This window comes from Nocardia sp. NPDC058499 (assembly GCF_042719915.1).
Taxonomy (GTDB): Bacteria; Actinomycetota; Actinomycetes; order Mycobacteriales; family Mycobacteriaceae; genus Nocardia.
In genome coordinates, this window is record NZ_JBHXMZ010000008.1 from 153,010 (window position 1) to 166,327 (window position 13,318).

The window sequence follows — 13,318 nt, forward strand, 5'->3', positions numbered from 1 at the left end:
GAACTCGGCGGCGCCGCTGGTTGCGTCGGGGTTGTTCGTGGGGCGGAACGGTTCGGGGCCTCGCTGGACTGGGCGCCGGCGTTGGTTGCGTCCGGTCCGGAGGGGCCGGGGCTGACGCACCTCGCTGAGGTCGATGACGTCGCCGGCATGTCGGGGTTTGTGGTGGGCCGAGCCGAGCGCGGCGGCACCGGTGGGCGCGTCCGGGCGGCGCGGCCCCGCGGCACGCCATCACTGCAGGCCGGCAGCCGAGCCGGCATCCGATGCGCGGCCCCGCTCGTCGCCCCTCTCGTCGGGCCCGGTGAGCTCGGAACGACTGGCCGGTGCGGGGCGGCAACGGTAGACATGGAAGCCGACCGTTCGAGCACACACCTGCGGGGAGCACGTATGGATATCGACTGGGCAGGGCTGCGGGCCGAGGCGTACGCGGCGATGGGGCGGGCCTATGCGCCCTACTCCCAGTTCCCGGTGGGGGCGGCGGGCTGGGACGGCGAAACGATCTCGGTCGGCTGCAATGTGGAGAACGTGTCCTACGGGCTGGGGTTGTGCGCGGAATGTGTTCTGGTCGGCAACCAGCGCACCCGGTCGGCGGCTCGCCTGATCGCGGTATCGGTCTGCGATTCGCGGGGTGAGGTCCTGCTGCCCTGCGGTCGCTGCCGGCAGGTGCTGTACGAGTTCGGTGGTAAAGAACTCCTGGTCGATCACCGGGCCGGCCCGGTTCCCCTGGGGGACTTGCTGCGCGATGCCTTCGGGCCGGACGATCTCGCGGCCGGTCGCACCTGATCGATCGCCCGGCGCCGATCGGCGGTTCGAGCCGGCACTCCTGGTATTCATCGGGTCCGGCAGTGCCTGCGCTGCCGGACCGCCGGCATGCGCCGACCGGACGCGAAGCCCGGTGGGCGGGATGGGTCACCGATTCGGCCGGACCGGAATCACCACACGCCCCCGGGGGTTGGTCCCGGTATGACTGTTCCCCTCTCCGTGCTCGATCTGGCCGCCGTCGCCGCCGACGGATCACATCGGCAGGCGCTGGCCGATACGCTGACCGTCGCCCGCGAGGCCGAACGGCTGGGGTTCCGCCGGTTCTGGGTGGCCGAGCACCACGGTATGCCGGGGATCGCGAGTTCGGCGCCGCCCGTGCTGATCGCCGCCGTGGCCGCGGCTACCGAGCGGATCCGGGTCGGCTCCGGTGGGGTGATGCTGCCCAATCATGCGGCGCTGGTCGTGGCAGAACAGTTCGGGACCCTGGTCGCGCTGCACGGGGACCGGATCGATCTCGGTCTGGGGCGGGCCGCCGGCACGGACCCGCTGATCTCGGCGACCATCCGGCGCGGCGCGACCGCCGAGGCCGTGGAGGATTTCCCCAAGCAGGTGGTGGAACTACTGGCCTATTTCGGCACCATCCCGCCGCTACGAGGCGGTCAGGGTGACCGGATCCGGGCGATTCCGGGCGAGGGCGACCCGCCCGAGATGTGGTTGCTGGGTTCCAGCGATTTCAGTGCCCGGCTCGCCGCCATGATGGGTCTGCCGTTCGCCTTCGCCCACCATTTCGCGGGCGGGCGCACCACTCCCCTGGTGTTCGAGCTGTACCGGCGCGAATTCCGTCCCTCGGAGGTGCTGAGCGAGCCGCGGTCGATGCTGGCGGTGGCGACGGTGGTCGCCGATACCGAAGCAGAAGCCCGCCGCCGGACCCTGCCGCAGAGCCTGGTGCAGCTGCGGATGCGCACCGGTCAGCTACCGCAGCGCATCCCGACGCTGGAAGAGGCCGAGGCCTACCCGTGGTCGGATGCCGAGAACGCCTTCGTCGACGACCGCAACGCGGATCAGGCCATCGGCACCCGCGAACAAGTACGGGACCGCCTCGACACGCTGGTGAAGGAAACCGGCACCGACGAGATCATCGTGGCGCCCACCGGCCCGACCGTGCAGCACCGCCTCGAAACCCTGCGCGCTCTGCAGGAGTAGATCGCCGCCGGCCCGCTCGCCGCGGGATCAGGACTCTCGCGGGTCGCAGGGCTGCACCGGCGGTGTGGTGCCGCCACGGTCATCGAGACCGCGCCGACGGGTGCCGTCCGACGGCAGGTCGTCTGCTTTCTGCCCGGAGCGCTGCGAAACTGAGAGCGTGACGGTACACGACGCAATATCGGTCATCCGGGCGAAACGAGACGGCGGCGAGCTTTCCGACGAACAGATCGACTGGGCCATCGACGCTTTCACTCGTGGTGTGATGGCCGACGAACAGATGTCGGCGCTGGCGATGGCCATCGTGCTGCGCGGAATGAACCGCCGCGAAACCGCGAGGTGGACCCGCGCGATGATCGACTCGGGCCGCCGGCTGGATTTCACCGGTCTGCCCCGGCCCACCGTCGACAAACACTCCACCGGCGGCGTCGGCGACAAGGTCACGCTGCCTCTGGCCCCGCTCGTGGCGGCGTGCGGTGCGGCGGTTCCGCAATTATCGGGCCGGGGCTTGGGCTACACCGGCGGGACCTTGGACAAGCTGGAGTCCATCCCGGGCTGGCGCGCCGATATCGGCCCGGACCGGATGCACGAAATCCTCGCCGACCCGGCCGCCGGCGCCGTGGTGTGCGCCGCCGGTGCCGATCTCGCACCGGCGGATAAACGCCTCTACGCGTTGCGAGACACCACGGGCACGGTCGAATCGATCCCGCTGATCGCGAGTTCGATCATGAGCAAGAAGATCGCCGAAGGCACCGCCGCCCTCGTCCTCGATGTGAAGGTCGGCGCGGGCGCGTTCATGCCGACCCGGGCCGAAGCACACACGCTGGCCACCACGATGGTCGAACTGGGCGCCGACGCCGGGCTGCGCACCGTCGCCCTGCTGACGGCCATGGATACACCGCTCGGCAGGACCGCGGGTAATGCGCTCGAGGTCGCCGAGGCGGTGGAGGTGCTGGCCGGCGGAGGTCCGGCGGATCTGGTCGAACTGACGCTGGCGCTGGCCCGCGAGATGGTCGCGCTGGCCGGACTGGACACCGATCCCGCCCAGGCACTCGCCGACGGCCGCGCAATGGACCATTGGCGCACCATGATCCGCGCCCAGGGCGGCGACCCGGAGGCGCCGTTGCCGGTCGCGAAGCACACCGAGACCCTGTCCGCTCCCGCAACCGGCACGCTGACCGGCCTGGACGCGCGCGCTGCCGGAGTCGCCGCCTGGCGGCTGGGCGCCGGACGAGCCCGGCAGGGCGACCCGGTCCAAGCGGCCGCCGGTATCCGCCTGCACGCCACCGTCGGGGACCGGGTGACGGCCGGATCGCCGCTGCTCACCCTGCACACCGACACTCCGGAAGCATTACCCGCGGCCCACGAAGCCCTGGCCGAGGCGGTCACCATCAGCCCGCAGTCCGCGGAACACCTGGGCCGCGGCCCCCTGATCCTCGACCGGGTCGGCCCGGGCTGAGTGCCGGATGCGCGCCCGGGTCCCGTCTCGGAAGCCCGGCCGATCTGCCGGTCGACCGCAGGTCACCGTTGCCCGCCGGCACCGGCGGATCCGGTCTGTGCCCGGGTCGGCCCGAGGAGCCTGCGCGGCCTGCCCCGTTCGTTCCACTCGCCGCCTTACCGACGCACAACGGCCGCCCGACCACCCCGGGAACTCGGAGTGAGCGGCAGCCGAAGAGGTGGGATCATTCGGAGCGTACGGCTGCCCGGCCCGGAAATCGGCGATACCGTCGATACATGACCGGACCCATGCCGCTGGACCTCGCCACCTTGCGCCGGGCGCCGAAGGCGCTACTGCACGATCACCTCGACGGCGGCCTGCGGCCCGCGACGGTCCTCGAACTCGCCCGCGACTGCGGATACGACGACCTTCCCGCCGACGACGCCACGGGTTTGGCCCGGTGGTTCCGGGAGGCCGCCGACAGCGGTTCGCTGGAACGCTATCTGGAGACTTTTACCCATACCGTCGCGGTGATGCAGACCCCCGAGGGCCTGCACCGGGTGGCCCGGGAATGCGCCGAGGATCTGGCGGACGACGGCGTGGTCTACGCGGAGGTCCGGTTCGCGCCGGAACAGCATCTGGAACAGGACCTCACCCTCGACGAGGTGGTCGAACACGTGCTGGCCGGGTTCGCCGCCGGGGAGGCGGCGGCCGCGGCGGCCGGGCATCCCATCGTGGTGCGCTGCCTGCTGACCGCCATGCGGCATGCCGCCCGCTCACGGGAGATCGCGGAACTGGCGGTCCGGTTCCGGGACCGCGGGGTGTGTGGTTTCGATATCGCGGGCGCGGAGGCCGGTTATCCGCCCACCCGGCATCTGGACGCCTTCGAGTACATGCGGGTGAACAACGCCCACTTCACCATTCACGCGGGTGAGGCGTTCGGCCTGCCGTCCATCCACGAGGCCTTGGCCTTCTGCGGTTGCGACCGGCTGGGGCACGGTGTGCGGATCGTCGACGATATCGAGGTGACCGGCGGGATCGCCGACGCCCGGCTGGGGCGGCTCGCCCAATACGTACGCGATACCCGGGTGCCGCTCGAACTGTGCCCCTCGTCGAATGTGCAGACCGGGGCGGTGCCCTCGCTGGACAAACATCCGTTCGATCTGCTGGCCCGGTTGCGGTTCCGGGTCACCGTGAACACCGACAACCGGCTGATGAGCGATACCAGTATGAGCCGGGAGATGCTGAAACTGCACCAGACCTTCGGCTACGGCTGGAGCGATCTGGAACGTTTCACCATCAATGCGATGAAGTCGGCGTTCATCCCGTTCCCGGAGCGACTGCGGATCATCGACGACATCATCAAACCCGGTTACGCGGTTCTCCTGGGCTGAGTTGTGTCCGGGTGTTGTGACCGGGCACGTTCCGGTTCGACGCGGGGCGAGTCCTTTGCCGATGTCTCGCTGCCCGGAAAACCTTCTAGGCTCTTCCCCGATGTACACCACCGAGCTCCACCAGCGCACCGCCCGCCGTATCGGCTCGGTGCTCACCGCCGCGTTGCTCGCGGCCGGACCGTTGATCGTGGGCGCTCCCGCGGCAGCACAACCACCACCCACCACCACCCCGTTCGCGACCCCGGTAACCGACACCTGCCCGCAGAAGACGCAGCCGCCGCCGGCCATCGACTCCTCCGAGGTGCCCGCCCCCGGGGAAGCCCCGCCCACTGCACTACCGATCCCCGAGCCGCCGGTCGGCGGTAAGCGCCTCGGCGAATGCGGGGTCGTCCTGCCCGCGGCTGCGCCGGCGGTGCCGGCGGATATCTCCGCGACTGCGTGGATGGTCTCCGATCTGGATACCGGGGCAGTGCTGGCCGCCAAGGATCCGCACGGCCGGTACCGCCCGGCCAGCACCATCAAGGTGCTGCTGGCCACCGTCGCCCTGCGCACGCTCGACCTGGACCAGATCGTCGTCGGCACCCAGGCCGATGCCGATGTGGAGGGCACACGGGTCGGGATGGGGCCGGGTGGCCGGTATACCAACCGTCAGCTGCTGCACGGCCTGGTGATGGCGTCGGGCAACGATGCCGCGCATGCGATCGCCGCCCAGCTCGGCGGCGACGAGGCCGCGGTCGCGAAGATGAACGATCTCGCGCAAGCCCTGCACGCCTACGACACTCGCGCCGCCACCCCGTCCGGACTGGACGGGCCGGGGATGAGCACGTCGGCATACGATCTGTCGCTGCTGTTCCGCGAAGCCATGTCGATTCCGCTGTTCGCGCAGATGATCGGCACCGAGCAGCTCGATTTCCCCGGCTATCCACCGAACCCGGCGATCCCCGGCGATCAGGACCACCCCGGGTTCCCGATCGCGAACGACAACGGCCTGCTCTACAACTATCCCGGAGCGCTCGGCGGGAAGACCGGTTTCACCGACGACGCCCGGCAGACCTTCGTCGCGGCGGCCGAACGTGACGGTCGACGTCTCGTCGTCACGCTGCTGCAGGCCGATGTGCTGCCGATCCGCCCGTGGGAACAGGCCGCCCAGCTGCTCGACTACGGTTTCGCGCTGGATCCCGCGGCGAAGGTCGGCGATATCCCCGGAGACGAGGCCGAAGCTGTTTCCGCTGCACCAGGTTTGGCTGTCCCGCCCGATAACGGCGATATCGCGTACTCGGCGCAACCCGCGGCGGACGAGGAATACGACGAGCTGTGGATGCTGCTCATGGTCGCCGGCCTGATTCTGGTCCCGATCCTGCTGGTCGGCACCTGGCACGTCCGGACCCGGCGGCACTGACGTACCGGCCGGGCGGGGCGGCCACAAGGTGGAAACCGCTCCGCACGTCGTACTCCCGGCCGTGAAACCCCTTGGTTCCGGGGCTAGCTCGGCGTCCCGCTGCTACGCCGCGGACTTCCGGGCCCGGCCCCGGCGCAGCCTGGCGACCCCCAATGTGGCGAGCGCACCCGCGCCGAACAGTGCCGCCGCCCCGCCCATGCCCGGCCGCCCGGAGGTCTGCACCCGCGGCCGGATCACCGCGGGCTCCGGAACCGGAACCGAGGCCAATTGCTCGTTCTCCCGCGCGGTCGCCGCCCACGCGGTGGCGAACAGGATGATCCGGTACACCACGTAGCTGAACACCATGATGCCGATCACCGAACCGAAGGCCGCGCCCGCCGGACTGCTCAGCACCGACCGCATGTAGATCCCGGCGATGTTCTTGAACACCTCGAACCCGAGCGCGGCCAGGACCGCGGCCTTCGCGGCGCTGCGCACGGTGACCGGTTCCCGCGGTAACCGTGCGATGATCCAGGTGAACAGCGCCCACGAGGCGACCAGTGCGAGCAGCGTCGACAGCAGCCACAACAGCCACCGCGACCCCGGCATCTCCTCGAGCCCCACCAGTTCCAGCAGCTGCACGCCGAGCCGGCTCGACGCCAGAACCGACAGTCCGAGCGACAGCGCCAGCGCCAGGAACAGTCCCAGCAGGGCCAGCAGATCGGAGAGTTTGGTGTGGAACCAGTTCTGCTCGTTCGATTTCTGTTCCCACTGCTCGGTCAGCGCCTTACGCAGATTCGCCATCCAGCCCAGGCCCGAGTAGAGCCCGGTGAGCAGGCCGAGCACACCCACCGCACCGCGCGAACCGACCGCCTGATCTATCAGATCGTTGAGCTGGCCGCCCATTTCGCCGGGGACGTTCTCGACGACCTTGGCCTGCAGTTCCCGCAGCAGCTCGTCGTTCCCGGCGAGCACGAAACCGGCGATGGCGAACGCGATCATCAGCAGCGGAAACAGTGACAGTACGGTGAAATACGTGATCCCCGCCGCGTAGTAGTCACCGCGCTGGTCCTGGTATCTGCCGAAGGCGCGGACCATATGGTCCAGCCAGGGCCGCTGCCCGATCATCCGGCTGATCGCGGATTTGACGTTGTCGATCACCTGCACTGTCTGCGCCCCTCACCGCCAACGCGCATGGGCCGCGCGACCGATCAGCGGGCGAGGAACCCGACCCGGTCGTAGACCTGCGCGAGAGTGTTACCGGCGATCTCGCGCGCACGTTCGGCGCCGATGCCGAGAATGCGATCGAGTTCGCCCTGATCCGCCATGTACTCTTCCACTTTCGCCCGCAAAGGGGTGGCAAATCCGATCAGTGCGTCGGCGACATCGGCTTTCAGATCACCGTAACCGCGGCCCGCGTACCCTTTCTCGAGGGTCACGATGGGCGTCTCGGTGAGCGCCGACAGGATCACCAGCAGGTTGCTGATACCCGGTTTGTTCTCCACGTCGTAGCGGATTTCGCGTTCGGTATCGGTCACCGCGGAACGCACCTTCTTCGCCGAAACCTTGGGGTCGTCGAGAAGATTGATCAGACCGGCGTCCGAACTCGCCGATTTGCTCATCTTGGCGGTGGGATCCTGCAGATCGTAGATCTTGGCGGTGCCCTTGACGATATGGGGCTCCGGGACCACGAAGGTCTTCTTGAACCGGGTGTTGAACCGCTGCGCGAGATTGCGGGTGAGCTCCAGATGCTGGCGCTGGTCCTCGCCCACCGGTACCTGATGCGGGCGGTAGAGCAGGATATCGGCGGCCATCAGCACCGGATAGGTGAACAGTCCGACGGTGGTGTTGTCCGCCCCCTGTTTCACCGATTTGTCCTTGAACTGCGTCATCCGGCTCGCCTCACCGAAGCCGGTGATACAGCTCAGCACCCAGGCCAGCTCCGCGTGCTCGGGCACCTGCGACTGCACGAACAGCGTGGCGCGCGCCGGGTCGATCCCCAGGGCGAGTAGCTGCGCCGCCGCGATGCGGGTGCGTTTGCGGAGTTCCTTCGGGTCCTGCGACACCGTGATGGCGTGCATATCCGGGATGAAGTACAGCGCGTCGTAGTCGTCCTGCAGGGTGACCCAGTACTGCAGGGCACCGAGGTAGTTCCCGAGATGGAACGAGGCGCTGGTCGGCTGGATGCCGGAGAGCACTCGCTGTTTACGCTCCCCGGCGGCCGGGGTCTGGGCAGGACTGGACATGCCCCGATCTTCGCATGCCGCTCAAGCGGAATTTCGCTCTGCCCACTTACGCGGATCGATGCCGGGCATACTGCGCTTTCCGGCCCGGGCCAGCTCCTGTTCCTGCTTGGTGATCAGCCGGTACACCGGCGCACTCGGCCCGTTGAGCGCAGTCTTCACCGGTCGTGGCACGAGCACCGACGGCACACTGTGCGCATTGCGCACCGACTGCGCCAATCCTCGGTAGGCCAGCTCGTCTGTGCGTTTCCACTCGATGCCGTACATCTGCCGGATCCGCTCCGGCAGGCTGCCCTGCACCAGCAGGTAGTACGCCGAACTCACCTGCCGCGCCGGCAGCGGCTGCGGGTAGGGCACCACATGGCCGCACAGATAGTTGCCGACCTTGCGCGCTTCGTCGGTGAGGAACAGTTCGTCGGAGGCGAGGTAACCGTCGAAGTACGCGCGGAAGGCCCCGTAGTCGGCCGGGGCGGCCTCGCGCGGCATCCCGAACAGCTCCCCCCACCGCACATAGTCCTGGTACAAACCCTCGCGTTCACCATCGGTGAGCCGTTTGACCAGCAGGTCGTACATGACCTCCGCGGATTCGAAGGTGAACGCCATGGTCATGAAGCTCAGGTGGGGGTCGTAGGCGGAGTACGCCGTCCCCGCCGGATGATGTGCGCCCGCATCCTCCGGGATCCGCCCCACCACCTTCTGGTGCTTCTTCCCGGTGAACTCGAGCGCCCGATCGGCTTCTTCCCTGGTCCCGAAGAACACCGCTTCGAACAGCTTCCCGGTGAGCGCCAGCCGGGTGTAGGGCGTATCGCGGTGCTCGGTGGATTCGGCCGTCCCCACATAGAGCAGTGGGTGGACCGCACCGATCACCAACGCCCGCAGCCCGTAGGTCAGGCCCACGGCCCGCTTCCGCATAACCCGCCGGATCATCGAATCGTCGGCAAAGTACCCCGTGTCCATGGCCATCTCAGCCTCCCGGTCCAGCTCAACTCTGAGCACCGCGCACCCGCGCATCTGGCAATAGCATCCACCAGTTCCGGGTTTCTGGCAAGACCCACCACCAAATTGCCCCGCCCACACCCGGCAGCCGTCCACCCGCCATCATTTAGGTATGGCAGCGCAGCGCACCTATGGCGGTTTGTCCGCAGAGGAACGGCGGGCCCAGCGACGGTCCGCGCTTCTGGATGCGGCACTGGAGATCATCGGCACCCAGGGCCTGGACAAGCTGACCGTGTCGGGTATGTGCACGCAGGCGGGCCTGAACGAGCGCTACTACTACGAGAGTTTCGGCAGCCGCGACGACGTACTCACCGCCCTGGTGGACGGAATCGCCGAAGAACTGGTCCTGGCCGTCGTCGCCGCCGCGCACACCGCAACCGGCGATTCCCGCGCCCGAGCCCACGCCGCGATCACCGCCGGTATCCACCTGCTCACCGACGATCCCCGCAAAACCGAGGTCACCATGGTCGCCGCCATGGCCACCCCGCAGCTACGCGCCCGCACCACCGAAACCATCCGCGTCTTCGCCCGGCTGGTGGCCAGCGAAGGTATCGAGTTCTACGGCATCACGGATCCCGCCCCGGACCCGGTAATCGATTTCCGGGCCACCTACCTGGTGGGCGGCCTCGTCCAAACCCTCACCAGCTGGGTCCGCGGCGATCTCGCGATCAGCCGCGACACCCTCATCGACTACACCACCGACGTCTTCGTCCTCCTCGGCGAAGACTTCGCCCGCCGCAACGACCCGGCCTGATCGAGAACGGCACTCCATGGCCTCAGCCCAGGCCGGAATCCCGCCCGCGGGGATCAGAAACGGATCGGGACGGACGTCAGTCCCTGCGCTTCGCCCTGCAGGATCACCCGGAAGACCACCTCGCGCGACGGCCAGAAATCCGCGCATTCCTCGACGACCGAGGCGAACCATTCCCGCTCATCGGGCGCGTCTGCGAGAAGCTGACCGGCGTCGCGGATCGCGAGTACATAGCCCTTGGCCTCGCCGAGGGTGTCGTCGATATCCAGCAGGCATTCGTCGAACGAATCCTTGTTCGGCCGGAAGTAGTACGGGAACTGCAGGGCGGCGGCGAATTCGTCGTAGAGCGCCGGCACAGTGCGCATCCGGCTGCCGCGCAGTTCGCGCACCCGGAACCCCGCCGGGGCGCGGTAGCGGATACCGCTGAACTCGGCCGCATCCACCTGCATCGCCCCCAGGGCGGTCATGCTGCCGGCGGCGGGGCGGAGTTCGGCGTCGTAGGAGAAATCCAGGAAATCCGCGAGCGCGAGAGGTTCGGGCATCAGCGCATCCTTGTGAAGGTGTCGTAGTGGTCGCCGGTGTACCAGGCCGAGTCGTCGCTGCCGGTGACGATCCGTTCGGCGTCACGGGACTGCCCGGGCTTCTTCGGGTTCACATCCCATTCCTGGTATTTCACGCGTTTGCCGGAACCATCGGTCGCCGGCAGCCGGCCTTCCCGGTTCTGGAAGGTGATCCCGCCTTTCGTGCCGGGGGCGTTCGCCGAATCCGGCCAGCGGCCCGCATCGATCTCTTCCAGCGTTTCGTATGCACGTTCGGGCACCCCTGCCACCCGCGAAACCACCGGGGAGTCGGCGGGAGTGGCCTTGCCCGGCGTGGGCTGGCCGCTCACCGTCGACGTGGCACCGGACGACAGTGTGGCCGCGGTGTTCGACGCCGGCTCGTCGCCGGTCTGGGTGAGCAGAGCGACGACGATCGCCACCACCGCGGCACCCACCGCGGACAGAATCTTCACAACTTTCGCACGCACGGAACTCCCCTTCATCGATACTGGACGGTCACCGGTGCATGGTCCGACCACCGCTCGGCGTAGGTCGCGGCACGTTCGACCACAGCCTGTTTCGCCCGCTCGGCCGCCTCCGGCGTCGCCAGCTGGTAATCGATCCGCCACCCCGTGTCGTTGTCGAACGCGCGCCCACGATACGACCACCAGCTGAACGGACCGTCACCCTCCGGGTGAAGTTTTCGCACCACATCCACGTAGCCGGCGGCCAATTGCCGGTCGAGCCAGGCCCGTTCGGCGGGCAGGAAACCGGATTTCTTCAGGTTGCCCTTCCAGTTCTTCAGATCCCGCTCGGTATGCGCGATATTCCAGTCGCCGGCGATGACGAACGCGCCCGTGCGCGTGGACATCCGGGCGGCGAGTTCGTCCAGGAACCGGTATTTCTCGTCCTGCCGGGGCGTTTCCGCCTCACCGGTGTGCACATACACACTGGCCACGGTCACATCGTCGAACTCGGCCTCGATATACCTTCCGGTGGAGAGGAATTCGCTGTCCGGTTCGATCCCGACCCGCACCGACCGCATCGGCCGCCGCGACAGCACACCCACCCCCGCCCGGCCCTTGACGCCGGGCTCGGCGTGCGCGAGCTGCCAGCCTTCGGCCAGCGCCGGGGCGAGCGCGGCGGCGATCTGGGTGTCGTCGGCACGCGTCTCCTGCAGGCAGACGATATCGGCCTCGGTCCGGCTCAACCAGGCCAGCAGACCCTTCCCAGCGGCGGCCCGAACGCCATTGACATTGACGGTCGAAAGGATGTAAGGCACGGGTCGACAGTACAAGGGCACGATACGGCGACCCGTCGACGCCCGGCCCGGTCCTGCCCGCAGCAAAGGTTCCCATGCCCGGGGAGATCCGATAATCGTTGTGTGCTGACCTTATCTCTCCGGGCGAATGTGAACTGCCGATGAGTCCTCCCAGCACCAAGAAGATGGGCGATCTGCACGACCTGCCCCCTTCTGCCCCGGAGGGTTTGAAGGCGCTGTTCGTGACCGCTGAGGGAGTTATTCAGGAACAGATCCGGTTGCTCGGCGAGGGCACTCCCTCCCAGGCACCCGATATGTGGCAGCTGCTGCGCAACGAGGGAATCGACGATCCGGACGGCCAGGCAGCCATGCTCGAGCGCTACGGCGAACACCGGGACGAGGTGAACCGGGTCAAGTCGGAATACGACCTGCAGGACAAGGACGGTATCCCCATGCGGACCGCCGGAATCGGCAAAGCCGTTACCGATGCCTACGATGCCATCGAAACCTCCGTCGGCCAGCTCAACGACAAGATCGATGCCGCCCACGCCGCGCAATACACCGTCACCGACGAAAACGGCGAGAATCCGCGACAGGTACTCCCGACGCATAACGTCAATGTGCTCTTCACCGGGCTCTGGGACACCGTGAACAAAACCTACGAGCAGGTGAGCGGCGTTTCGGACCGCGCGGCAGCCGAGGCGCTCGGGATAGAACTCGACGACCCGACACATCCCCGCAGTATCAGCCCCTCGGCATCAGGTCCGATGTTGCCTTCCATCGCCCCGAATTCGCCCGCCTCGTCAGCGGCCAACGACGGTGTGGAATACGTGGCCGCCGCAACCGACGCCGACTACGCCGCATATACCGGAAGCAAGGATGTGAAAGCCGCCATCGACGGCGCTCTGGATGCACTCGGTATTCACGACCCGGAGGCGCGGGAGAACTGGACGCGTGGATATCTCGTACTGATCGAACGGGAGTCCGGTGGCGACCCCAATGCCATCAACAATTGGGATTCGAATGCCGCTTCGGGTCAGCATTCGCGCGGTCTCACCCAGACGATTCCGGGCACATTCGAGGCATATCATGTAGCCGGAACGTCCAACAATATCTACGATCCAGTTGCCAACGTCGCGGCAAGTATGAACTACGTCATGGAACGATACGACGTCGCCAAGGACGGCAGCAATCTGCAGTCCGCCGTCCAGCAAACCAACCCGGCCGCCGCCCCGAAGGGCTACTGACCGGGACTCAGCGGAAGCATGCCCCTTGTACGGCGGTCCCTCCCCTGCTCCGTCGAACGCCGCCGGCGTTCGACGACAGGGAGGATTTTCTCCCCCGCCCGACCGTAGAATG

The 13,318-nt window shown here is 67.8% G+C and carries 13 protein-coding genes; 7 read left to right on the forward strand and 6 right to left on the reverse strand.

All coding sequences use genetic code 11. From position 1 onward, the window contains the following. Window positions 1–384 precede the first annotated feature (384 nt). The 5 genes from ACFWPH_RS23940 (at window position 385) to ACFWPH_RS23960 (ending at window position 6,190) form a co-directional block, all read left to right on the forward strand. Window positions 385–780, forward strand: a complete 396-nt coding sequence (locus tag ACFWPH_RS23940; RefSeq protein WP_378754364.1) for a cytidine deaminase — start codon at window positions 385–387, stop codon at window positions 778–780. A 180-nt stretch (window positions 781–960) separates the two neighbouring features. Further along, window positions 961–1,962, forward strand: a complete 1,002-nt coding sequence (locus tag ACFWPH_RS23945; RefSeq protein WP_280416680.1) for an LLM class flavin-dependent oxidoreductase — start codon at window positions 961–963, stop codon at window positions 1,960–1,962. A 157-nt stretch (window positions 1,963–2,119) separates the two neighbouring features. Continuing rightward, complete coding sequence (locus tag ACFWPH_RS23950; RefSeq protein WP_378754365.1) at window positions 2,120–3,418, forward strand: thymidine phosphorylase; 1,299 nt, start codon at window positions 2,120–2,122, stop codon at window positions 3,416–3,418. Window positions 3,419–3,693: 275 nt separating this feature from the next. Beyond that, entirely contained in the window at window positions 3,694–4,791 is a 1,098-nt protein-coding gene (locus tag ACFWPH_RS23955) for an adenosine deaminase (RefSeq protein WP_378754366.1), read from the forward strand. Between the two features lie 100 nt (window positions 4,792–4,891). Then, window positions 4,892–6,190: a D-alanyl-D-alanine carboxypeptidase family protein gene (locus ACFWPH_RS23960; protein WP_378754367.1), complete on the forward strand. Its 1,299-nt coding sequence runs from the start codon at window positions 4,892–4,894 to the stop codon at window positions 6,188–6,190. Window positions 6,191–6,292: 102 nt separating this feature from the next. Here ACFWPH_RS23960 and yhjD read toward each other — a convergent pair whose 3' ends face one another. Genes yhjD through ACFWPH_RS23975 form a run of 3 tightly spaced genes read right to left on the reverse strand, consistent with a single transcriptional unit; the run spans window position 6,293 to window position 9,375 of the window. Further along, window positions 6,293–7,336 carry an inner membrane protein YhjD gene (gene yhjD, locus ACFWPH_RS23965; RefSeq protein ID WP_378754368.1) on the reverse strand — a complete coding sequence of 348 codons (1,044 nt, stop codon included), beginning with the start codon at window positions 7,334–7,336 and terminating at the stop codon, window positions 6,293–6,295. A 44-nt stretch (window positions 7,337–7,380) separates the two neighbouring features. Continuing rightward, window positions 7,381–8,415: a tryptophan--tRNA ligase gene (trpS, locus tag ACFWPH_RS23970; protein WP_378754369.1), complete on the reverse strand. Its 1,035-nt coding sequence runs from the start codon at window positions 8,413–8,415 to the stop codon at window positions 7,381–7,383. A gap of 21 nt (window positions 8,416–8,436) precedes the next feature. After that, window positions 8,437–9,375: an oxygenase MpaB family protein gene (locus ACFWPH_RS23975; RefSeq protein ID WP_378754370.1), complete on the reverse strand. Its 939-nt coding sequence runs from the start codon at window positions 9,373–9,375 to the stop codon at window positions 8,437–8,439. A 145-nt stretch (window positions 9,376–9,520) separates the two neighbouring features. Between ACFWPH_RS23975 and ACFWPH_RS23980 the strand changes: the two genes are divergently transcribed. Further along, window positions 9,521–10,162 carry a TetR/AcrR family transcriptional regulator gene (locus ACFWPH_RS23980; RefSeq protein ID WP_378754371.1) on the forward strand — a complete coding sequence of 214 codons (642 nt, stop codon included), beginning with the start codon at window positions 9,521–9,523 and terminating at the stop codon, window positions 10,160–10,162. A 53-nt stretch (window positions 10,163–10,215) separates the two neighbouring features. Here ACFWPH_RS23980 and ACFWPH_RS23985 read toward each other — a convergent pair whose 3' ends face one another. The 3 genes from ACFWPH_RS23985 to ACFWPH_RS23995 are packed head-to-tail and all read right to left on the reverse strand — an operon-like array spanning window position 10,216 to window position 11,980. Continuing rightward, window positions 10,216–10,701 carry a barstar family protein gene (locus tag ACFWPH_RS23985; RefSeq protein WP_378754372.1) on the reverse strand — a complete coding sequence of 162 codons (486 nt, stop codon included), beginning with the start codon at window positions 10,699–10,701 and terminating at the stop codon, window positions 10,216–10,218. Further along, a complete protein-coding gene (locus tag ACFWPH_RS23990) occupies window positions 10,701–11,186 on the reverse strand; it encodes a ribonuclease domain-containing protein (protein WP_378754373.1) in 486 nt (161 codons plus the stop codon). Before ACFWPH_RS23990 ends, ACFWPH_RS23985 begins: the two co-directional genes overlap by 1 nt. Window positions 11,187–11,197: 11 nt before the next feature. After that, on the reverse strand, window positions 11,198–11,980 hold the full coding sequence (locus ACFWPH_RS23995; RefSeq protein WP_378754374.1) for an exodeoxyribonuclease III: 783 nt from the start codon (window positions 11,978–11,980) through the stop codon (window positions 11,198–11,200). Between the two features lie 140 nt (window positions 11,981–12,120). Between ACFWPH_RS23995 and ACFWPH_RS24000 the strand changes: the two genes are divergently transcribed. Continuing rightward, on the forward strand, window positions 12,121–13,206 hold the full coding sequence (locus ACFWPH_RS24000; RefSeq protein ID WP_378754375.1) for a transglycosylase SLT domain-containing protein: 1,086 nt from the start codon (window positions 12,121–12,123) through the stop codon (window positions 13,204–13,206). Window positions 13,207–13,318: the final 112 nt, after the last annotated feature.

Bases quoted from the DNA above. Each gene is read 5' to 3' on its own strand.
- ACFWPH_RS23940 (WP_378754364.1), top strand. From the start codon at position 385: ATGGATATCGACTGGGCAGGGCTGCGGGCCGAGGCGTACGCGGCGATG.
- ACFWPH_RS23945 (WP_280416680.1), top strand. From the start codon at position 961: ATGACTGTTCCCCTCTCCGTGCTCGATCTGGCCGCCGTCGCCGCCGAC.
- ACFWPH_RS23955 (WP_378754366.1), top strand. From the start codon at position 3,694: ATGACCGGACCCATGCCGCTGGACCTCGCCACCTTGCGCCGGGCGCCG.
- ACFWPH_RS23960 (WP_378754367.1), top strand. From the start codon at position 4,892: ATGTACACCACCGAGCTCCACCAGCGCACCGCCCGCCGTATCGGCTCG.
- trpS (WP_378754369.1), bottom strand. From the start codon at position 8,415: ATGTCCAGTCCTGCCCAGACCCCGGCCGCCGGGGAGCGTAAACAGCGA.
- ACFWPH_RS23975 (WP_378754370.1), bottom strand. From the start codon at position 9,375: ATGGCCATGGACACGGGGTACTTTGCCGACGATTCGATGATCCGGCGG.
- ACFWPH_RS23980 (WP_378754371.1), top strand. From the start codon at position 9,521: ATGGCAGCGCAGCGCACCTATGGCGGTTTGTCCGCAGAGGAACGGCGG.
- ACFWPH_RS23985 (WP_378754372.1), bottom strand. From the start codon at position 10,701: ATGCCCGAACCTCTCGCGCTCGCGGATTTCCTGGATTTCTCCTACGAC.
- ACFWPH_RS24000 (WP_378754375.1), top strand. From the start codon at position 12,121: ATGAGTCCTCCCAGCACCAAGAAGATGGGCGATCTGCACGACCTGCCC.